Origin of the sequence: Neoroseomonas terrae (assembly GCF_018129025.1) — a bacterium.
Classification (GTDB): Bacteria; Pseudomonadota; Alphaproteobacteria; order Acetobacterales; family Acetobacteraceae; genus Neoroseomonas; species Neoroseomonas terrae.
Genome location: NZ_JAAEDI010000008.1, coordinates 45368 through 64692, shown reverse-complemented (window position 1 = coordinate 64692; position 19325 = coordinate 45368). Strand labels below are relative to the sequence as shown.

21 protein-coding genes are annotated in these 19325 nt (G+C 68.6%); 3 read left to right on the top strand and 18 right to left on the bottom strand.

The genetic code is table 11. The features are described from left to right. Nucleotides 1-74 precede the first annotated feature (74 nt). Nucleotides 75-1094 carry an LLM class flavin-dependent oxidoreductase gene (locus GXW78_RS08980; protein ID WP_211868016.1) on the top strand — a complete coding sequence of 340 codons (1020 nt, stop codon included), beginning with the start codon at nt 75-77 and terminating at the stop codon, nt 1092-1094. Between the two features lie 35 nt (nt 1095-1129). Here the strand turns inward: GXW78_RS08980 and GXW78_RS08975 are convergent, their stop codons facing one another. The 9 genes from GXW78_RS08975 to GXW78_RS08935 all read right to left on the bottom strand — a co-directional run bounded on the left by GXW78_RS08975 (nt 1130) and on the right by GXW78_RS08935 (nt 8258). After that, the gene (locus GXW78_RS08975) at nt 1130-2242 is read right to left on the bottom strand and encodes a glycosyltransferase family 4 protein (protein ID WP_211868015.1); all 1113 of its coding nucleotides are present in this window, start codon (nt 2240-2242) and stop codon (nt 1130-1132) included. A 302-nt stretch (nt 2243-2544) separates the two neighbouring features. Next, nucleotides 2545-2916 carry a VOC family protein gene (locus tag GXW78_RS08970; RefSeq protein ID WP_211868013.1) on the bottom strand — a complete coding sequence of 124 codons (372 nt, stop codon included), beginning with the start codon at nt 2914-2916 and terminating at the stop codon, nt 2545-2547. Continuing rightward, nucleotides 2913-3368 (bottom strand): molybdenum cofactor biosynthesis protein MoaE, encoded by a 456-nt coding sequence (locus GXW78_RS08965; protein ID WP_211868012.1) that lies wholly within the window; start codon nt 3366-3368, stop codon nt 2913-2915. Before GXW78_RS08965 ends, GXW78_RS08970 begins: the two co-directional genes overlap by 4 nt. 2 nt (nt 3369-3370) lie before the next feature. Then, nucleotides 3371-3622, bottom strand: coding sequence for a molybdopterin converting factor subunit 1 (gene moaD / locus GXW78_RS08960; protein ID WP_211868011.1), 252 nt, complete (start codon nt 3620-3622; stop codon nt 3371-3373). A gap of 4 nt (nt 3623-3626) precedes the next feature. After that, nucleotides 3627-4244: a hypothetical protein gene (locus tag GXW78_RS08955; RefSeq protein WP_211868010.1), complete on the bottom strand. Its 618-nt coding sequence runs from the start codon at nt 4242-4244 to the stop codon at nt 3627-3629. A gap of 31 nt (nt 4245-4275) precedes the next feature. After that, nucleotides 4276-4902 carry a CDP-diacylglycerol--glycerol-3-phosphate 3-phosphatidyltransferase gene (gene pgsA, locus GXW78_RS08950; RefSeq protein ID WP_211868009.1) on the bottom strand — a complete coding sequence of 209 codons (627 nt, stop codon included), beginning with the start codon at nt 4900-4902 and terminating at the stop codon, nt 4276-4278. An 11-nt stretch (nt 4903-4913) separates the two neighbouring features. Further along, nucleotides 4914-6809: an excinuclease ABC subunit UvrC gene (gene uvrC, locus GXW78_RS08945; RefSeq protein ID WP_211868008.1), complete on the bottom strand. Its 1896-nt coding sequence runs from the start codon at nt 6807-6809 to the stop codon at nt 4914-4916. A 286-nt stretch (nt 6810-7095) separates the two neighbouring features. Continuing rightward, nucleotides 7096-7488: a dihydroneopterin aldolase gene (locus GXW78_RS08940; RefSeq protein WP_211868007.1), complete on the bottom strand. Its 393-nt coding sequence runs from the start codon at nt 7486-7488 to the stop codon at nt 7096-7098. Further along, nucleotides 7485-8258, bottom strand: coding sequence for an SDR family oxidoreductase (locus GXW78_RS08935; RefSeq protein ID WP_211868006.1), 774 nt, complete (start codon nt 8256-8258; stop codon nt 7485-7487). The genes GXW78_RS08940 and GXW78_RS08935 overlap by 4 nt, the downstream gene beginning before the upstream one ends. A 53-nt stretch (nt 8259-8311) precedes the next feature. On the opposite strand from GXW78_RS08935, the gene GXW78_RS08930 reads away from it, so the two are divergent. Further along, on the top strand, nt 8312-8515 hold the full coding sequence (locus tag GXW78_RS08930; protein ID WP_211868005.1) for a DUF1289 domain-containing protein: 204 nt from the start codon (nt 8312-8314) through the stop codon (nt 8513-8515). A gap of 123 nt (nt 8516-8638) precedes the next feature. Here the strand turns inward: GXW78_RS08930 and GXW78_RS08925 are convergent, their stop codons facing one another. The 9 genes from GXW78_RS08925 to GXW78_RS08885 all read right to left on the bottom strand — a co-directional run bounded on the left by GXW78_RS08925 (nt 8639) and on the right by GXW78_RS08885 (nt 18112). Beyond that, on the bottom strand, nt 8639-9427 hold the full coding sequence (locus tag GXW78_RS08925; RefSeq protein ID WP_338147712.1) for an ABC transporter ATP-binding protein: 789 nt from the start codon (nt 9425-9427) through the stop codon (nt 8639-8641). Beyond that, nucleotides 9424-10197 (bottom strand): ABC transporter permease, encoded by a 774-nt coding sequence (locus GXW78_RS08920; RefSeq protein ID WP_211868004.1) that lies wholly within the window; start codon nt 10195-10197, stop codon nt 9424-9426. The genes GXW78_RS08925 and GXW78_RS08920 overlap by 4 nt, the downstream gene beginning before the upstream one ends. 1 nt (nt 10198) lies before the next feature. After that, on the bottom strand, nt 10199-11149 hold the full coding sequence (locus tag GXW78_RS08915) for an ABC transporter substrate-binding protein (protein ID WP_211868003.1): 951 nt from the start codon (nt 11147-11149) through the stop codon (nt 10199-10201). Nucleotides 11150-11636: 487 nt separating this feature from the next. Further along, nucleotides 11637-13070 carry an alanine/glycine:cation symporter family protein gene (locus GXW78_RS08910; protein WP_211868002.1) on the bottom strand — a complete coding sequence of 478 codons (1434 nt, stop codon included), beginning with the start codon at nt 13068-13070 and terminating at the stop codon, nt 11637-11639. A 106-nt stretch (nt 13071-13176) separates the two neighbouring features. Then, nucleotides 13177-14781 (bottom strand): AMP-binding protein, encoded by a 1605-nt coding sequence (locus GXW78_RS08905; RefSeq protein WP_211868001.1) that lies wholly within the window; start codon nt 14779-14781, stop codon nt 13177-13179. 5 nt (nt 14782-14786) lie between these two features. Further along, a complete protein-coding gene (locus tag GXW78_RS08900; RefSeq protein ID WP_211868000.1) occupies nt 14787-15095 on the bottom strand; it encodes a DUF6285 domain-containing protein in 309 nt (102 codons plus the stop codon). Then, nucleotides 15085-16071, bottom strand: a complete 987-nt coding sequence (locus GXW78_RS08895) for a phosphotransferase family protein (RefSeq protein ID WP_211867999.1) — start codon at nt 16069-16071, stop codon at nt 15085-15087. Before GXW78_RS08895 ends, GXW78_RS08900 begins: the two co-directional genes overlap by 11 nt. Next, on the bottom strand, nt 16064-17275 hold the full coding sequence (locus tag GXW78_RS08890) for an acyl-CoA dehydrogenase family protein (RefSeq protein WP_211867996.1): 1212 nt from the start codon (nt 17273-17275) through the stop codon (nt 16064-16066). Before GXW78_RS08890 ends, GXW78_RS08895 begins: the two co-directional genes overlap by 8 nt. 69 nt (nt 17276-17344) lie before the next feature. Further along, a complete protein-coding gene (locus tag GXW78_RS08885; protein WP_211867994.1) occupies nt 17345-18112 on the bottom strand; it encodes an SDR family NAD(P)-dependent oxidoreductase in 768 nt (255 codons plus the stop codon). A 129-nt stretch (nt 18113-18241) separates the two neighbouring features. Between GXW78_RS08885 and GXW78_RS08880 the strand changes: the two genes are divergently transcribed. Beyond that, the gene (locus tag GXW78_RS08880; protein ID WP_211867992.1) at nt 18242-19300 is read left to right on the top strand and encodes an NAD(P)-dependent oxidoreductase; all 1059 of its coding nucleotides are present in this window, start codon (nt 18242-18244) and stop codon (nt 19298-19300) included. Nucleotides 19301-19325 lie beyond the last annotated feature (25 nt).

Here is a 19325-nt window from a genome sequence, read left to right as displayed (position 1 = left end):
CATGGTGACCCGATCGGGTCGCCCCACCTCTCCGGCGGGGTCTTCCAACCCGCCAGCACGGACCAGCTTTCACCATGAAGAAGATCGGATTCCTTTCCTTCGGCCATTGGGCGCCTTCGCCCCATTCCGGCACGCGCTCGGCCGGTGACGCCCTGCTGCAATCCATCGACCTCGCCGTTGCGGCAGAGGAACTGGGCGCCGACGGGGCCTATGTCCGCGTCCATCATTTCGCCCGGCAGCTCGCGGCACCCTTTCCGCTGCTTGCGGCGATGGGGGCGAAGACGAAGCGGATCGAGCTCGGCACCGCCGTCATCGACATGCGGTACGAGAATCCGCTCTACATGGCGGAGGACGCCGGCGCGGCGGACCTCATCAGCGGCGGCCGCCTGCAGCTCGGCCTCAGTCGTGGCTCGCCCGAGCAGGTGATCGATGGCTGGCGCTATTTCGGCTACGCCCCGGCGGAAGGCGAAACGGACGCGGATATGGGCCGGCGCCATGCCGAGGTGTTCCTCGACGTGCTGCGCGGCGAGGGCTTCGCCAGGCCCAACCCCCGCCCGATGTTTCCCAACCCGCCGGGCCTGCTGCGGCCCGAACCGCATGCCGAAGGCCTGCGCGAGCGCATCTGGTGGGGCTCCAGCTCGAACGCGACGTCCATCTGGGCGGCGCAGAAGGGCATGAACCTGCAAAGCTCCACCCTGAAGGACGATGAGACGGGCGAGCCGTTCCACATCCAGCAGGCAAAGCAGATCCGTGCCTATCGCGAGGCCTGGGCGGAAGCCGGCCACGACCGCACGCCGCGCGTCTCCGTCAGCCGCAGCATCTTCCCGCTGCTGGACGACCGCGACCGTAGCTATTTCGGCCGCGGCAAGGAGGAGGACCAGATCGGCTTCATCGACGAGAAGACGCGCGCCATCTTCGGCCGCGGCTACGCCGCCGAGCCCGAACGGCTGATTGAGGAACTCCGCGCCGACGAAGGGATCGCCGAGGCCGACACGCTGCTGCTGACCATTCCGAACCAGCTCGGCGTCGACTACTGCGCCCATGTCATCGAGGGCATCCTGAAGAACGTCGCGCCGGCGCTGGGCTGGCGCTGAAGCACGCACCGGCGCGGCGGCACCGCCGCGCCGGCCTACGCCCCCAGCAGGTCCATCGTCCGTCCGACCACCTTCGCTTCGTCGAACTTCTCCAACGCCATCGCCCGGGCCGCGGCGCCCATGCGCGCGCGCAGCGCCGGGTCCTCGGCCAGGCGCGACAATGCCGCCGCCAGCGGCCCATCGGTCATCGGGGGCACCAGCAGCCCGGTCTCGCCGTCCCGCACCTGCTCGCGCGGCCCGCGGATATCCGTTGCGACCACCGGCAGCCCTGTCAGCATCGCCTCGATGATGGACATCGGCAGCCCCTCGAAATGCGACGGCAGGCAAAACACGTCCGAGGCCGCGAGGATCGCCGGAATGTCGTGACGGTAGCCCAGGCGCTTCACGCGCCGCCCAAGCACCGCCTCGGCGCGGGCGAAATGCGGGTCCAGCGACTCCCCGTGGTCGCTCGTCAGCCGTTCCCCCACCACCCACAACACGGCGTTGTTCGGCGTCGCCTCCATGGCGCGCAGCAGTTCCGGGTGCCCCTTGTGCCGCACGAGGCGGGAGACGACGGTGACGACGCAATCCGTTTCCTGCACCCCGAATTCAGCCCGCAGCACCGCACGCGCGGACGGATCGGGATGGAACACAGCCGGGCTGCGGCCGTTCAGGACGGGAATGGCGCCGGCATGGATGCCCAGCCGCCGCGCATCTTCGGCCTCCTCCTCGCTGACCGTGAGGAACACGTCGGTCATCCGCCCGCCGAGCCGTTCCATCCGCAGCGACAGCGACCGCCGCCACCGGGGTCCAGGCTGGTTGAACAGGAAGCCGTGGCAGGTATAGGCGACGCGCGGCACGCCCGCCGCCTTCGCCGCCAGCCGCGCCAGCAGCCCGCTGATCGGCATGTGCGCATGGACGAGGTCGAACTTCTCGCGCCGGAAGAAGTCGTACAGCGCCTTGAAGGCCCGCGCCTGCGGTACGGGATTGAGGCTGCGCGCGAGCGGCATCGCCTCGATTCGGAATCCTTCGGCCCGCGGCGCATCGAGCAGCGGGCCTTCGGCGCAGACGCCGACGACCTCATGCCCCCGGTCGCGCAGCCCGCGCATCAGCGGCAACAGGAAGTGGCGCAGGGAGAAGTCGACATTGGTGAGCTCGCAGATTTTCACGCGCGAAGCTCCAGCGCAGGCCGGAAAGCGGCTTTGCCCCTCCACGACCCGCATCCCGCAAAACCCTTGAAAGCCGGTATCTGACACCCGGCCCCGCCGGACGCCTCCGCAGCGCCCGGACCACGCAGCCCTGAACGCCGAGCGCTGGTGCCCGATGCCAATTCGAGGTTTCCAAAGGCCCTTCGGCCTTTGGTGGGGTGAGGTCCGGAGAGGGGCGACGCCCCTCTCCGGTCCCCCACCGCCAGCGATCCACGTAGCAGCATGCTCCTGCTACGCGCCGGCCACGATCGATGCACGCGTCCTTACGCCGCGAACAGGCACAGCACATTCCCTTCCGGGTCCGCCGCGTGAAGGGCCAGCTCCCCGGACGGCAGCGGCCGGGGCGGATCCAGCACGGCGACCTGCGCCATCAGCAGCCGCCGGTGCCAGCGTTCGACCTCGTCGCGCGATTCCAGCCGGAGGGCGAGCATCACACCCGGTTGCCCCTCGCGCGGGAACAGCGCGTCGCCGCGGGATCGCAGCGCCAGGCTGACATGGCCGAGGTCGAAGCGTAGCCAGCCGCTTCCGGCCTCCACGGATGCGCCTTCCAGGATGCGCTCATAGAAGCCGCGCTGGCGGGCGATGTCGCGGCACGGGATCACCACGGCATCGAGATGTGGGGGTGTCGTCGTCACGCGGCGCCGGTCCAGCGGGATGCGGCGAGGTCGTCCTCACCCTTGGCTTCGACCCAGCGATGGCTGCCGCCGGCGAATTCCTCGCGCTTCCAGAAGGGCGCCTTGGTCTTGAGCCAGTCGATCAGGAATGCACAGGCCTCGAGTGCGGCGGCGCGGTGGGCGGAGGCGGTGAGGACCAGCACGATCGGTTCGCCGGGCAGGATGCGGCCGGTGCGGTGGATGACCGTGCAGCCGGTCAGCGGCCAGCGCCTTTCGGCCTCGTCGGCGATGCGGCCGATCGCGCGCTCGGTCATGCCGGGATAATGCTCCAGCACCAAGGCCGTCAGGCCGTCGTCGCCGCGGCATATACCGAGGAAGGATGCGACGGCGCCGACATCGATGCGACCGGCGCTCAGCGACGCGGTCTCGGCGGCCAGATCGAAGGCCGCGTCCTGCACCAGGATCCTGGCCATCGTCAGCCCCCGGTGACCGGGGGGAAGAAGGCGACCTCGTCATTCGCCGCGACAGGATGCTCGGGCGTCGCAAAATCCTGATTCACCGCGGCGCGAACCTGGCGGGGGTCGGCGAATGCATTCGCATGCGCTGCGGATCGCGCGGCGAGCCAGCGGATCAGGCCAGCGACGTCGCGCACCTCGGCGGGGGGCGCAACATCCTCCTCGGCGATGCCGACCTTCTGGCGCAGCCAGGCGAAGTAGAGCACCCGCATGGGATCAGCGCGGTGTCGGGATGGTCGTCACGCGGCCGCCCGGCTGGATGACTGTGGTGGTGCCGCCGTCCCGCACGATCACGCCGCCGGCCGGGTCGTTCGGCTGGCTGAAGGTCTGCACCCGTCCGGTGCCGCCGGTGACGGTGCCGCCGGGCTGGCCGGGCAGCGGGACGGGCGTGCCTTCGACCGCGCGCGGTGGGGGCATCGGGACGGGTTGCGGCACGGGGCGCCGGGGGTTCGGCGTCGGCTGCGGTTCCGGCACCGCCACCACGTCGGGCGGCGTGGAGGATCCACGGCGGGTCGCCGCATCGACTTCCGGGCGCGGTACCGGGCGATAATCCGGCACGCCGGTGACGGCAGCGGAGGGGCTTTCCGGCGCGCGGTTCAGCAGCGTGCCCACCGCCTGTCGCAAGCCGGCGATGCTCTCGGATTGCAGCGGGGTGAATTCGGCTTCCTCACCGGTCACGCGACGGATGGTCAGGCTGTCCCCTTCGACCGTCGGCGTGCTGGCCATGTTCCAGGAAGGCTGCCAATCCGGGCCGCAGCCGGCCAGGAGGGCCGTCGCCAGCAGGACACCGCCTTGTCGGGATGCGCGCCGCATCGTGTTTCGCTCCGCGATCATGGGGGGAAGATGCGCTCGCCGCCCGCCGCGCTCAAGGGCGAGCGACGGTATTGTCGCCAGGGCCGGCGCCGTGGCCATTGGCGGCATCCGCCTGGCCCGCATGGCGCAGCCCCGCCTGCAGATAGTCCCAGCCGGTGGCGAGCGTCAGCGCCGCCGCGGCCCAGAGCAAAAGCTCCCCGATCAGCGACACCGGGAGCGCGCCGAGGCCGATCACCGAGGCGCCGGTATCGCCGGCGAGCAGCGTGCCGAGCGCGCCCATCTGGAACCCCGTCTTCCACTTGGCGAGCCTCGTCACCGGCAGGCCGACGCGAAGCTCCGCGAGGTACTCCCGCAAGCCGGAGACCATGATCTCGCGCAGCATGATGACGATGGCGGGAAACAGCGCGGCATCGGACAGGCGGTTGAGCCCTGCGAGGAGCATGAGCGCCGCGCCGACCAGCAGCTTGTCCGCGATCGGGTCCAGCATGCGGCCGAAGGAGGAGGTGACCCCGCGGTCCCGCGCGATCTTGCCGTCGAAATAGTCGGTGATGGCGGCCGCGGAGAAGATGACGCAGGCCACCATGTCGCCCCAGGGCGTGCCGATCGCCGCAAAGGCAACAAGCACGGGGATTGCCGCGATGCGGGACAGTGTCAGCAGGTTTGGCAGGTCGGTCGGCATGCGTGGCCTGATTACCCTGTCCCATCGCGCGGGGCCACAGCGGCGCCGGGGTGGAAATGCTCATGGATGCGCCGCGCGACCGCGGGGCCGATGCCGGGTGCCGCGGCCAAGTCCGTCAGCGCCGCATTCCGCACCCCGCGTGCCGAGCCGAAATGGTTGAGCAGCCGCCGCTTGATCGCCGTGCCCACGCCGGGAATGTCATCCAGTTCCGATTTCGTCAGCGACTTCGACCGGCCGGCGCGGTGGGTCGAGATGGCAAAGCGATGCGCCTCGTCGCGCAGGCGCTGCAGGTAATAGAGCACCGCGTCGCGCGGGGGCAGTTGGATCGGTTCGCGTCCGGCCATGTGGAACCATTCGCGGCCGGCGTCCCGATCGGGGCCCTTGGCGACGGCGACGAGGGGCACATCCTCGACACCCAGTTCGGCCATGACCTCGCGCGCGGCCGAAAGCTGGCCGGCGCCGCCATCGATCAGGACCAGGTCCGGCCAGGTGTCCGATTCGCGCCCCGGATCCTCGCGCAGGGCGCGGCCGAAGCGGCGCTCGAAGACCTCGCGCATCATCGCGAAGTCGTCATTGCCCGCCGCCACCTTGATCGAGAATTTGCGGTAGGCCTGCTTCATGAAGCCCGATGGCCCGGCGACGACCATCACCCCATAGGGATTGGCGCCCTGGATGTGGCTGTTGTCGTACACCTCGATGCGCTCCGGCGGTGCCGGCAGGTTGAACAGCGACGCAACGCCGTCGAGCAGCTGCGCCTGCGCGGTGCCTTCGGCGAGGCGCCGTTCCAGCGCCTCCCGTGCATTAGTCGCCGCGTGCTGGACCGCATCCTTCTTGTCGCCCCGTTGGGGGCGGTGCAATTCCACCCGGCGGCCGGCCTTGAGCGACAGCGCCTCTGCGATCAGCGCCGATTCCGGCGGGTCGTGCGAGAGCAGCACCAACGGCGGCGGCGGCAGGTCGTCATAGAGCTGCGCGAGGAAAGTACCCATCACCTCCTCCGGCGACTGGTCCTGCTTTCCGTGGCTGAGGAAGTACGGACGATTGCCGTTGTTGCGCCCCCCGCGGAAGAAGAAGACCTGCACGCAAGTCTGCCCCGCCGCCTGGTGCAGCGCGACGACGTCCGCATCACCCACGCCGTCTAGGTTGACGCGATCCGTTCCCTGCACATGCGTCAGGCCACGGATGCGGTCGCGCAGCGCGGCGGCGCGCTCGAACTCGAGATTCGCCGCTGCCTCCTCCATTTCCGCGGCGAGGCGCTTCTGGATGGTTGGCGTGCCGCCCGACAGGAACTCCTTCGCTTCGCGCACGAGCGCGGCGTAGTCGTCCTTGCTGACGCGCTCGACGCAGGGTGCGGAGCAGCGCTTGATCTGGAACAGCAGGCAGGGCCGCGTGCGGCTGTCGAACACGGTGTCGCGGCACGACCGCAACAGAAAGACGCGCTGGAGAGCGGTGATGGTCTGGTTCACTGCCCAGGCGGAGGCAAAGGGACCGTAATAGGATGCGCCCTTGCGTCGTTCGCCGCGATGCTTGGCGATCTGCGGATAGGGATGGTCGTCGGAGACCAGCAGCCACGGATAGGATTTGTCGTCCCGCAGGACGATGTTGAAGCGTGGCCGCAGGCGCTTGATGAAGTTCGCTTCAAGCAGCAGCGCCTCGGCCTCAGACGCCGTGGTCACGATTTCGAGGCTGCGGGTCTCGAACACCATGCGCCGAAGTCGTTCCGACAGGCGCGGCAGCTGGGTGTAGGAGGTGACGCGCCGCCGCAGCGACCGCGCCTTTCCGACATACAGGGCATCTCCCCGGGCATCGAGCATCCGATAGACACCAGGAGCGAGCGGCAGAGTCGGCAGGGCGGCCTCGATGACCGTCAACCCATCGATCGGCGCGGGAGGTTCGTTGACCTGCGTCATGGTTCGACCAATGGACGGGCACAGGGCGGATGATTGTCCACGAGTCTTGTGGATAACTCTGTGGGTGAAAGCCCGGCGAATGCGTTCGGTACGTGGTTACAAAAGGGTTTCATCGAGCTGCCCTGGATTTAGGCGGTTCCGATCTGAGAGTTTATCTGTCTGATATTAAAAGATAAAATCGGAGGCCCCTCAGCTTGGATGGCGTCAAGACGGATTCTTCGCTTGACCTGCCTTCCCTCCATTTTGTGTCGGCCGGGCAGTGGACAAAATCCGCCAGCGATCCATTTCAAAATCGCGTCCTTTCAACGACAACGCCGACGCTGGTCACATCGCGCAGCACGTCCGGCTTCTCCACTGAGACCCGCACACGCACTACGCGATCATCATCGAGCATTGCGAGCGCAATGCGTTCAGCGAGGGTCTCCGCCAGACGAACGTGTCCCGCGCATGCGATGCGCCTCGCGGTTTCCGCGACCGCGCCGTAGTCGACAACCCGTGAAAGTTCATCGGGTCCTTCCGCGGCTGGTGCGTACGGATCGCGCACCGCGAGATCGACTCCCAGAATGACCCTCTGTGGTTGTGCTTTCTCGTGCGCATGCACGCCCAACCGGGCTTGCACCGTCAGGCCGCGGACGAAGACGTGGCGGATGCCGGCGGCAGCGTCGGGCTGGATCGTCATTCTTCGGGCTCCCCGCCCCGGCCGGGCGACCACTGCATGTGCTGGCCGCCATCGAGCGCGATCATCTGCCCCGTCATGGACGGCAAGGCGAGAATTGCCAGCAGGGCCCGGGCGACTTCATCCGGCGACGTGGCGCGCCGCAGCGGCACCGATCGCGCCTGGCGGTCGAACTGGTCCTGAGACTGGCGGGGACTCGGCAGCGTCGGTCCCGGACCAATGGCATTGACGCGGATGCGGGGCGCCAGCGCCAGCGCCAGGGATTGCGTCAACGTCCACAGCCCTGCCTTCGAGACCGTGTAGGACACGAAATGCGGCGTCAGCGACCAGACCCGCTGGTCGAGCATGTTCACCACCACGCCCGCCGCATCGGCCGGCAGCGCCCGCGCGAAAGCCTGCGTTAGGACGAAGGGCGCCCGCAGATTGGGCTCGATGTGGCGGTCCCAGCTCTCGCGCGTTGCATCGTACCATTCGTCGCGCTCGAAGGTGGACGCGTTGTTCACCAGCACGCCGATCGGCCCGAGCGCCGCCGTCGCATCAGGCACCAGCCGATCGACCTCCGCCTCCGCGCCCAGCGCGGCACGCAGCACCACCGCACGCCGACCCAGCGCGCGGATCTCGTCCAGCGTCGCCTCGGCATCGTCCACGCTCGTCGCGCAATGGATCGCGAGGTCGAACCCCGCCTGCGCCAACGCCAGCGCCATCGTCCGGCCGAGCCGCTTCGCGCCGCCCGTCACCAGCGCGGCGCGGGGAATGTCCGTGGGAATCTCCATGGCGGAGTGAATGGCGCTTCCCTCGCGCCGGGGCAACGCCCATCTCCGCATGCATGGAACGTCCCTGCATCAAGGTTTGCGAGTACGACGACGACAGCGGCTGGTGCCGCGGCTGCGGCATGACCAAGCCGGAGAAGAAGGCCTGGAAACGCGTGCGCGGGTATCGCGGCGCGATCCTGGGCGCCCTGCCGGCACGGCTGGCGGCGATGGCGGCGGAAGGGCATGCGACAGGGGAAGCGGCGCGCGGGAAAAAGTAAGGTCGGGGGAGATGAACTCCCCCGAACCCCCTCCTTTTTCTGTCTATTGGTGCCGACCGCCGCGGTCAGTTTCCGACGAGGGAGAGCGGACGGGGGTTGGGGAGGAAGGTGTCTCCCCGCCGCTTAGGCCATGGCGGCCTTGCGGACCTCGTCGCGAATCTCCCCCATCAGCCGCGCCTTCAGCGTCGCAAAGTCGGGCGTGGTCTTCATTGTCCAGTCGCGGGGATAGGACAGGGGAACCGCCACATCCGCCTTGATGCGGCCGGGACGGGCGGACATCACGACGACGCGGTTCGCGAGGAAGATCGCCTCGTCGATATCATGCGTGACGAACAGCACCGTCTTGCGGTCCGCCTCCCAGATCTCCAGCAGCAGCTCCTGCATCAGTTCCCGCGTCTGGTGGTCGAGCGCGCCGAACGGCTCGTCGAGCAGCAGGATCTCAGGGTCGTTCGCGAGCGCCCGGGCCAGTGCGCAACGCTGCTGCATGCCGCCCGAAAGCTGCCGCGGCCAATGGTTCTCGAAGCCGCGCAGGCCGGTGCGGGCGATGAAGCGGTCGGCGATGGCGGCCTGTTCGGCCAATGGCAGGCCACGTTCCTCAAGCCCGAAGCGGATGTTCTGCGCAACCGTCAGCCACGGGAACAGCGTGTAGGACTGGAACACCATGCCGCGGTCAGGGCCCGGCGCGGTGACGGCGACGCCATCGAGCGTGACAGCCCCGGCGGTCGGCCGATCGAGCCCGGCGACGATGCGCAGCAGCGTCGACTTGCCACACCCCGACGGGCCGAGGATGGCCACGAACTCGCCGGGCTGCACGGTGAGGTCGGTCGGCTGCAGCGCGAGCGTCGGGCCAGCCTTCCCGCGCCCGGGAAAGCTGCGCGTGACGCCGGCGATGCGAAGGGTCTTGCGGCTCACAGCGACGCCCAGGGGAACAGCGCGCGGTTCAGCGCCTTGAACAGGAAATCCGTAATCAGGCCGATCAGGCCGATCACGACAATACCGAAGATCATCTGGCCCGTGTCGAGCAGCCGCTGGCTGTCCATGATCATGTGGCCGATGCCGGAGGTGGCGCCGATCAGCTCGGCGACGATCACGTAGGTCCAGGCCCAGCCGAGCACGAGGCGGAGCGTTTCCATCACCTGCGGCGCGGCCGACGGGATGATGACGCGGCGCAGGATGCCGCGCGAGCGCGCGCCAAGCGTATAGGCGGCCTCCACCAGATCCATCCGCGTCCCGCCCGCGATGAGCGCGACCATGATGACGACCTGGAAGAACGACCCGATGAAGATGACTGAGAGCTTCTGCGCCTCTCCCACCCCGGCCCACAGGATCAGCAGCGGGATGAAGGCGGAGGCGGGCAGGTAGCGGGCGAACGACACGAAGGGTTCGAAGAAGGCCTCGATCGGCTTGAAGGCGCCCATCATCAGGCCAAGCGGCACACCGATCGCCGCCGCGATCAGGAAGCCACCGACCACGCGGAAGATGGTGATGGCGATGTCGCCGGCGAAGCCGAACTCCGTCAGCAGCGACCAGCCGGCGGCCAGCGTCCGGTCCGGGCTCGCCAGGAACAGCGGCGGCACCCAGCCAGACCAGGTTGCGGCGCCCCAGACCGCCACGAACATGACGAAGAAGCCGGCGCCGAGGATGATCCTGGCGCCGGTGGAGACGGGAACGAGCGGCTTCATCTCACCCGAGGAAGGTGGTGTTGAGCAGCGCGCCGAGGTTCACATCCTGCCGCACGACACCGGTTTCGCGCTGGACCACCAGCGCCTTCTGCATGAACTGCGGCAGGCCGGACGCGACGTACTCCTTGTTCTTCGCCTGATCGAGCCACTCGATGTACTGCGCGCTGGCCTTGAACTGCTCGCCCGTCTGGTTGACGCGGCGGCCCATGATCTCGAAGGAACGGTCGGGCTCGTTCGCGATCATGGCCAGCGCGTCGAACCACGACTTCACGACGCGGCGCACGGCTTCCGGGTTCGCCTGGATGAAGGCGGGCTGGAAGGCGAGGGTATCGACTACGCAGGGATACTCCACCGTGGTCGCGAGGATCTTGCCCTTGTCCGCGCCCATGCCGCGCACCTGCGACAGGTACGGCTCATAGGTCGAGCAGCCATCGAACTGCCCGGCGACAAAGGCCTGCGCGGCTGGCTGCGGCGCCAGCGTCGCCGTCGTGACGTCGCGGATCGACTGGCCGTTCTCACGCATCATGTAGGCGAGCACGAAATAGGGCGTGGTGCCGGCGCCATCGACGGCGATCGTCTTGCCCTTGAGGTCGGTCCAGGAATTGATCGCGGGCCGCACGGCCACGCCGTCGCCGCCGCGCGAACGGTCGAGCACCAGCACCTGCTGCAACGGCGCAGCGCTGGCCCACAGGATCATCGTGTCCACCGTGGTGACGACGCAGTTCAGCGAGCCGCCGACCAGGGCGAGGTTGCGCTCGCGCTGCGGGACGAACTTCGTCTCCACCTCGATGCCGTTGGCGCGGAACAGCCCGGCCTGCTCGGCGAGCGTCAGCGGTGCGAAGCCGGTCCAGCCGGACATCCCGATGGTGATCTTGGGCAGGGTCTGGGCGCGCAGCGCGGCCGGCGCAGCCAGCAGGCCGGTCGCGGCGCCAAGGAGAGAGCGGCGGTCCATGTCACGGGCTCCATCGGTCGGGACATCGTGAGCTATCCCCCGGCGGAGGGGTGCCATGCAAGCAGCATGCGGTGCGGCCTGACGGCCACAGCATCACCGTTGCCGCAGCGGGCGGCAGGAAAGATGGCGATCTGCGCAATTCCCGGGCTTGCAGCAGGCCGCCGAGCGGCGTTAGGCTGCCGTCATGGTTGCGAACCGCATCCCCACCGCTCGATTTTGGTACCGCTGGTATCCACCAGCGGCCTAGGGATCGTCCACGCGACCGAGTTCCCCGAAAGCCGCCAAGCCCTGGCGGCTTTTGCGTTTTCGGGGACACCCCGCTTCCGGCAAGACACCAGGTGCAAGGCGGCCCAACCAAGGCAGAGGCCAGCTATGCACCGCAGTGAATACGATTTCGACGTGATCTCCGGCCCTTCGACGCCGCCGCGGCCGCCGGCGCCGAAACCGCAGCCGGCGCCCGCCGCGCCGCCGGGGAAGTAGTCGGCGCCTATTCCGCCGGCGCCGCCTTCGGCCGCCAGATCTCCTCATCGATCTTGCCGGGGATGCCCGGCATGGTCGCGGCGACGAAGACCGGTTCCACGCCGCGGCGGCGCTGGTCGAGGTAGTCGCGCACCAGCCGCGCGACGAGCCCGGAGAGAATGACGATGGCGATCAGGTTGATCGTCGCCATCAGGCCCATGGATGCATCCGCGGCGTCGAACACCGTCGCCACGCTTTGATAGGCACCCCATACGACCATGCCGCAGACTGCCGCGCGCAGCACCGCGCGCGATATGTGGCTGTCGATGCGCAGGAACACCAGCGCCCCCTCGGCATAGGCGTAGTTGCCGATGATCGAGGTGAAGGCGAAGAAGAAGATCGCGATGGCGACGAAGTAGGGACCGGCGCCGCCGATATGCACCTCCATCGCCGCCTGGGTCAGCTGCGTGCCCGTGATGCCCGAACCGGGCGCCAGCGCCCCTGAGAACAGGATCATCAGTGCCGTCGCGGTGCAGATCAGGATGGTGTCGATGAAGACGCCGAGCGACTGCACGAAGCCCTGGCTGACCGGATGGTGCGGGTCGGGCGTGGCGGCGGCGGCGATGTTGGGCGCGCTGCCCATGCCGGCCTCGTTGGAGAACAGCCCGCGCTTGACGCCGTTCAGCATCGCCGCAGCCAGCGATCCCGCCACGCCGCCGGCCGCCTGCGACAAGCCGAACGCGCTGGCGACGATGGTGCCGAGCATGGCCGGCACTTCCGTGATGTGAATGGCGACGACATAGAGCGCGATCGCGAGATAGGCGGCGGCCATGAACGGCACGACGTACTCGGCAACCGTCGCGATGGAGCGGATGCCCCCGAAGATGATGACGCCCGACAGCACCGCGAGCGCGATACCGGTGGCCAGCTTCGGCGCGCCGAAGGCGCCCTGCATCGCATCGGCAATCGAATTCGCCTGCACCGCGTTGAAGACCAGGCCGAAGGAGATGAGGAGGCAGATCGAGAACAGCACGCCGGCCCAGCGCGACCCGAGGCCGTTCTCAATGTAGAAGGCCGGGCCGCCGCGATACTGCCCTTCCCCATCCCGCGTCTTGTAGAGTTGGGCGAGCGTGCTTTCCGCCAGCGCCGTCGCCATGCCGAGCGTCGCTACGACCCACATCCAGAAGATCGCGCCCGGACCGCCGAGATAGAGCGCGATCGCGACGCCCGCCAGATTACCGGTGCCGACTCGCGAAGCGAGGCTGGTGCATAGCGCCTGAAACGGCGTGATACCCGAACGATCCGTCGCGCCCGACCCGATGACGCAGCGGATCATCTCGGGGAAATGCACGATCTGGAGAAGCTTCAGGCGTATCGTGAAGTAAAGGCCGACGGCCAGCAGCCCGTAGATCAGCACGTATCCCCAGAAGATCGTGTTCAGGAAGCCGATGATCTGGTCCACGCTGCGTGCCCTCGGACGATCTCCGCCCGAGATGCCGGGCGTCACATGCCATCGGACTCGAAATGTTTGCCGTCTGCAACCCTTTGAGGAAGTCGCGGCATCGAGATCAACCTGACGCCAAGGAGCGCCGCAGCTCGAATTTCTGGATCTTGCCGGTGGCGGTCTTCGGCAGTTCGCCGAAGGTGACGTGCCGCGGCGCCTTGAAGTGGGCAAGCGTCGCGCGGCAATGCGCGATGATCTCGGCTTCCGTCGTCGCCGCGCCGGGTTTCAGCGTGACGAAGGCGTGCGGCACTTCGCCCCATTTCGCGTCAGGGTGCGCGACGACGGCGGCTTCCATGACGTCGGGGTGCCGGTACAGCGCCTCCTCGACCTCGAGGCTGCTGATGTTCTCCCCGCCGGAGATGACGATGTCCTTCGCACGGTCCTTGACCTCGATATAGCCGTCGGGGTGCAGCACGCCGAGGTCGCCGGTGCGGAACCAGCCGTCCCTGAAGGTGGCCTCGTTGGCGCCCGGGTTGCGCAGGTAGCCCTTCATCACGGTGTTGCCGCGCAGCGCGATCTCGCCGAGCGTCGTGCCATCTGGCGGCACGCGCGCGCCGGTGTCGGTGTCGATCACGGTAGCGTCCTCCAGCGTCGGCAGCGGCACGCCCTGCCGCGCCATGAAGGCGGCCTTGTCGGGCAGAGCGAGGTTCGCAAGTTCCGGCTGCCAGGCACACAGCAGCGATGGCCCGTAGCATTCCGTCAGGCCGTATAGATGGGTGACATCGAAGCCGAGCCGTTCCATCGCGGCGATGACGGGCGACGGTGGCGCCGCGCCGCCGGTCGCGATGCCGACGCGGTGCGGGAAACTGCGGCGCTGGTCCTCGGGCGCATGGATCAGCATGGTCAGCACGACCGGCGCAGCGCAGAGATGCGTGGCGCCGTGTTCGGCGATCAGCACGAAAATGCGCGCCGGATCGACGCGGCGCAGGCAGACATGCGTGCCGCCCTGCAATGTCACGGCCCAGGTATAGGTCCAGCCATTGCAGTGGAACATCGGCAGCGTCCAGAGATAGACGCTGCGCGGCGAGAGCCCGAAGGACAGCGCATTGCCGCAGGCATTCAGATAGGCGCCGCGGTGATGCACGACGACGCCCTTGGGATCGCCCGTTGTGCCCGAGGTATACGAAAGCGAGATCGCCGCCCATTCGTCGCGCGGCGGCTCGATAGCGAACGCCGGGTCGCCGGTGGCGAGAAATTCTTCGTAGGGCACCGCATCGATCGCGGCGCCCTCGACACCGTCATCGACGACCACGACGCGCGGCGGGTTCGTCACGCCGTTCAGCGCAACGGTCGCGACAGCGGCGTACTCGCGGTCGAGCAACAGCACCTTCGCGCCCGAATGCCCGAGGATGAAACGCACCGTCGCCGCATCCAGCCGCGTATTGATCGGGCACAGCACCGCATGCGCCATGGGCACGCCCATATGCGCTTCCAGCATCTGCGGGATGTTGGGCAGCAGCGCGGCGACGACCTCGCCCGGCGCGACGCCCGCTCGACGCAGCGCGGATGCCAGGCGCCGGCTGCGTTCCGCGTATTCGGCGTAGGTGATGCGCCGCTCGCCATGGATGATCGCCGTGCGCCCGGGCCAGATGCGCGCCGCACGCGCCAGGAAGGAGACGGGTGAAAGGGGCACGTGATTGGCACCGTTCCGCGGCAGGTCGTCTTCCATCGCGGTCATCCCAGGGCGCGCGGCGCGCTGACGGCGCAACGCGCGCGGGTTATGGCGTCGAGCAGCGCCGCTGTCTCCGCATGGCGGGCGGAGCCGGGATCGCAGCGTCCCGCCCGGATATCGGCGGCGAGCGCGCGCAGATCCGCATCCGGGCCGGGCGTGGCTTCCGCTGCCCGCGCAGCGATCGCCATGGCGTTCGCAATCATGCGTGCCGCAAACGCCTTGTCCGACGGCAGTGCCGGCAGCAGGTCGTTCAGCAGCACGTCCCGCGCGGTAGCGAGCAGATCGGCCGCCTGAGGGTCCTCACCGTCCATCGCGGGCCTCCACCATGCGCAAGATCTCCCATTCCAGGCCGGGGACCATGTGGCCCGTCAGCGCCAGTTCCAGGCTGCGCTCCAAGCCGGAGATGTGGCGTTCCGCCTGATCCACAGCGATCGACGCCCAGCGGATATGGGCGGCTAGTTCCCACCAGCGCACCCGGGCATCATCCGGCGTCCCATAGCCCTCATACAGCGCCGCGCGCGGCCCGATGCCACCGGCCTCCTGCGCGTCATTCCCGAAGCGCCAGCATTTCGCGCAGAGCCAGCCGAGATCGGCATGCGGGTCCGACCAGCAGGAGAATTCCCAATCGAGCACGGCGGTGACGCCGGTCTCGTCCAGCATGATGTTGCCGGTACGGAAATCGTTGTGGACCAGCGCGGCGGGGATGGCTGGCGGCGCGGTGCGTTCCAGATGCCGCAAGCCCCATTCGAGCACCGGCCGCGGCAGGCGCTGACGGTCCAGTGCAGCGCGCTGTTCAGCGATGAAAGCGCGGCAAGGATCGTTCGGTGCGGCGCCGAGGAACGCCAGGTCGTCGCGCGGCGGCGTGATGCTGTGGATGCGCGCCAGTTCGCGCCCCAGCGATCGCGCACAAGCCACGCGCCCGCCGCCGAGCGTGTCGCTTTTCACCACGCGGAACCCGGCAGCAGTGCCGGCGACGCGCCGCATGACGAAGAACGGCGCGCCTATGATGTCTCTGTCCTCGCAGAGAAACAGCGATTCCGGCACCGTCACGCCGGCCGCGAAGGCCGCCCGCAGCAGAGCGAATTCCTGCGCGCGGCCATGCGATACGGCCAGCGTCGCCGCATTGTCCGTCCGCAACACCCATTCATGCCCGCCCGAGACGTCCACCGCCCAGTTCTGCTGGATGGCGCCGCCCGACAGCAGCGCCATGCGCCCGATCGTCAGCGACGCATCGCCGCTGGCCGCGCGCAGCCAGTCGGTCAGCCGGTCGCGGCGCGCCTCATCCACGCCCGGCCTCGCCCCAGCGGAAGAAGCCGTCGCCCTCGGCGCGCAGCATGCCGGCCAGCACCATGCGATGCACCTCTGATGCGCCATCCACCAGCCGCGCCTGGCGGGCGTAGCGGTAGATCCATTCGATCACCGTGTCCTTGGAATAACCCCGCGCGCCGAGGAGCTGCAGCGCCGTGTCCACCGCCTTTTGCAAGGCATCGGCCACGACGATCTTCGCCATCGACACTTCCTTCCGCGCGAAAGACCCCTGGTCGAGCGCCCAGGCCGCGCGCATCGTCAACTGGCGGCCGATCTCGATCTCCATCGCCGCCTGACCGATCAGCCCCTGCACGCTCTCGCGGTCGATCAGCTTCATGCCGAAGGAATCGCGATGCTTCACGCGCTCCATCGCGACTTCCAAGGACCGCCGCGCGAGGCCGGTCCAGCGCATGCAATGCGTCAGCCGTGCCACGCCCAGCCGCATCTGCGTCAGCTTGAGCCCGTCGCCGACGCCGAGCAGGCGCTGCTCATCCGGGATCTCCAGCCCGTCGAACTCCAGCTCGCAATGCCCGCCATGCTCCTCCGGCCCCATGATCGGGATGCGGCGGACGATGCGCCAGCCCGCATCCTCGGCATCGAACAGGAAGGCCGACAGGCCCTTGCGCTCATCGTCCGAGGTGCGCGCGATGATGATGAAGATCTTCGCGTTGCCCGCGCCGGTGATGAAGTGCTTGCGGCCGGTGATGCGCCAGCGGTCGTTCCCGACACGCTCTGCCTTGGTGTAGGTCAGGCCGGGGTCCGATCCGCAGCCATCCGGTTCCGTCATGGCGAAGGCCGATTGCACCGCGCCATCCACGATGGGCTTCAGCCAGCGGTCCTTCATGTGTTCCGGCAGCACGCGATCAAGGATCATCATGTTGCCGTCGTCGGGTGCTGCGCTGTTGAACACGACGGGGCCGAAGATGGAGCGGTTCATTTCCTCATAGCAGGCGGCCATGCCGATGCGCGGCAGCTCCATCCCCCCGAGGCGCTTCGGCATCTGCAACGCCCACAGGCCTTCCGCCTTCGCGGCGCGGCGCATGTCGGTCAGAACGCCCGGCGCGATGTTCTCGTGTTCGTCGTAGTTCGCGCGGTCGGATTCCAGCGGGATCAGCTGCTCATCCACGAAGCGGCGGATGCGCTGCCGGACTTCCTCGATCTCAGGCGGCAGGACGAAATCCATGGGCGGCGTTCCTCAGAGTACGATGACCGCGGGCACGACAACGCCGGAGGTCTGAATCGCACGATCAAACTAAAGCGGATTGACCGAATGCCCGCCATCCACCGTCAGCGTCGCGCCCGTCATGTGCGCGCCGGCGGCGGAGGCGAGGAGCAGCAGCGGACCCGTCAGGTCATCGGGCGACCCCAGCCGCCGCTGCGGAATGCGCTTGATCATCGCCTGGCCCTGGTCGGAGGCGAAGTAGTCCCGGTTGATGTCCGTCGCGACATAGCCCGGCGCGATGGCGTTGACCCGGATGCCGTAGCGCGCGAGCTCCACCGCCATCTGTCGTGTCAGGTGCAGCAGCCCGGCCTTGGCCGCGGTGTATCCGGCCACGCCCGGGATGATGCGCTCTCCCAGCACCGAGGCGATGTTGATGATGGCGCCGGGCTGCTTCGCGGCGGCGAGCCGCTTCGCGGCCTCCTGCCCCACCAGGAAGCAGCCGCGCAGGTTGACGTCGATCACCGCGTCCCAATCGGCCGCGTCCTGTTGCAGGAAGGGCTTGGTCACCGCGATGCCGGCATTGTTCACCAGGATGTCGCATGGGCCGCCCAGGACGGCCTCCGCCGCCTCGAAGGCCGCCGGGATCGAGGCCGCGTCGGTCACGTCAAGCGGCACCGATACGGTGCGCGCGCCGAGCACTCCGGCCAGCGCCGCCGTTGCCTCCGCCCGCCGCGCCGCGAGCGCCACGGACGCCCCCGCGCCGTGCAGCACCCGCGCGAAATGCCCGCCCAGCACACCCGAGGCGCCCGTCACGAAGGCCCGCCGCCCCGCCAGCGAGAACAGCCCGCCGATGTCCATGGCGTCTCCTTCCCCCAATGCTTGCAGCCAGGGGTGCCATCCGCCGCCGCCGGCGGCAAGCCCTGCTCTGGCGCGACCCCGCGACCCGCGCTACGCAGGACGGATCGTCCTATCGGGGGAAAACGCCAGGTGTCCGCTTCGCCATCCCGCTTCCGCATCGGCTATCTGATCAAGGTGCCGCACCAGACCTTCCTCGACACCGCGGCGCAGGACCCGGCGCTCGAAGTGGTGCGCATGACGCTCGACGACGGGGTGGACGCCGCGATCAAGGTGCTCGAGACGTGCCAGGGCTACTATGTCCGCGCCTCGCGGGACGAGCTGCCGAAGCCGATGCATGTGCAAGACGAGCTGCTCGCCCGCCTGCCGAACCTGCTGATGGCGGCGTCCCAGGGCGCGGGCTACGACACGATCGAGCCCGGCGCCTGCACCCGCGCCGGCGTGCTGCTGGTGAACCAGGCCGGCGGCAATGCCGAGGCGGTCGCCGAGCACGCCGTCGGCATGATGCTCGCCTCCCTGAAGCGGTTCGGCGAGTGTCACGCCGCGATGCGCGAAGGTCGCGCCCAGCGGCGCGAGGAATTCATGGGCCGCAACCTCTACGGCAAGACGGTCGGGCTGGTCGGCATCGGCAATGTCGGGACCCGGACGGCGGCGATCCTCAATGCGGCCTTCCACTGCCGGGTTCTGGCCTACGACCCCTATGTGGACGCGGCGACGGTCGCCGACCGCGGAGCGGAGAAGATCGACGACCTCGCCACCATGCTCGCCCAGTGCGACGTCGTTTCCCTGCACTGCCCGCTGACGCCCGAATCCCGCACCATGATGGCGGCGAACGCTTTCGCGGCGATGAAGCCCGGCTCGGTGCTGGTCACGACGGCGCGCGGGTCGATCCATGACGAGGCGTCGCTCGCCGAGGCGCTGAAGTCCGGCCACTTGGCCGCCGCCGGCCTCGATGTGTGGGAGCAGGAGCCACCGCCGGGTAACCACCCGCTGCTGTCCCTGCCGAACGTCATCTGCACACAGCACACGGCCGGCGTGACCCACGAAAGCCGGTCGATGATCACCCGTATTGCTGCCGAGGCGTTCTCCGACTTCGTGGCCGGTCGCTTCCCGCCGCGGATCATCAATCCCGAGGTGAAGCCGCGGGTGGCCGAGCGCTACAAGGCGGCGCTGGGGCGGGTAATCTCGTAGCGGGTTCCGCCGCAGAACGGCGAGC

Excerpts from the sequence above, each read along its gene's own strand:
- GXW78_RS08980 (WP_211868016.1), top strand. The coding sequence starts at position 75 with ATGAAGAAGATCGGATTCCTTTCCTTCGGCCATTGGGCGCCTTCGCCC.
- GXW78_RS08965 (WP_211868012.1), bottom strand. The coding sequence starts at position 3,368 with ATGGCCAGGATCCTGGTGCAGGACGCGGCCTTCGATCTGGCCGCCGAG.
- moaD (WP_211868011.1), bottom strand. The coding sequence starts at position 3,622 with ATGCGGGTGCTCTACTTCGCCTGGCTGCGCCAGAAGGTCGGCATCGCC.
- GXW78_RS08955 (WP_211868010.1), bottom strand. The coding sequence starts at position 4,244 with ATGATCGCGGAGCGAAACACGATGCGGCGCGCATCCCGACAAGGCGGT.
- pgsA (WP_211868009.1), bottom strand. The coding sequence starts at position 4,902 with ATGCCGACCGACCTGCCAAACCTGCTGACACTGTCCCGCATCGCGGCA.
- uvrC (WP_211868008.1), bottom strand. The coding sequence starts at position 6,809 with ATGACGCAGGTCAACGAACCTCCCGCGCCGATCGATGGGTTGACGGTC.
- GXW78_RS08940 (WP_211868007.1), bottom strand. The coding sequence starts at position 7,488 with ATGACGATCCAGCCCGACGCTGCCGCCGGCATCCGCCACGTCTTCGTC.
- GXW78_RS08935 (WP_211868006.1), bottom strand. The coding sequence starts at position 8,258 with ATGGAGATTCCCACGGACATTCCCCGCGCCGCGCTGGTGACGGGCGGC.
- GXW78_RS08930 (WP_211868005.1), top strand. The coding sequence starts at position 8,312 with ATGGAACGTCCCTGCATCAAGGTTTGCGAGTACGACGACGACAGCGGC.
- GXW78_RS08920 (WP_211868004.1), bottom strand. The coding sequence starts at position 10,197 with ATGAAGCCGCTCGTTCCCGTCTCCACCGGCGCCAGGATCATCCTCGGC.
- GXW78_RS08915 (WP_211868003.1), bottom strand. The coding sequence starts at position 11,149 with ATGGACCGCCGCTCTCTCCTTGGCGCCGCGACCGGCCTGCTGGCTGCG.
- GXW78_RS08905 (WP_211868001.1), bottom strand. The coding sequence starts at position 14,781 with ATGGAAGACGACCTGCCGCGGAACGGTGCCAATCACGTGCCCCTTTCA.
- GXW78_RS08900 (WP_211868000.1), bottom strand. The coding sequence starts at position 15,095 with ATGGACGGTGAGGACCCTCAGGCGGCCGATCTGCTCGCTACCGCGCGG.
- GXW78_RS08890 (WP_211867996.1), bottom strand. The coding sequence starts at position 17,275 with ATGGATTTCGTCCTGCCGCCTGAGATCGAGGAAGTCCGGCAGCGCATC.
- GXW78_RS08885 (WP_211867994.1), bottom strand. The coding sequence starts at position 18,112 with ATGGACATCGGCGGGCTGTTCTCGCTGGCGGGGCGGCGGGCCTTCGTG.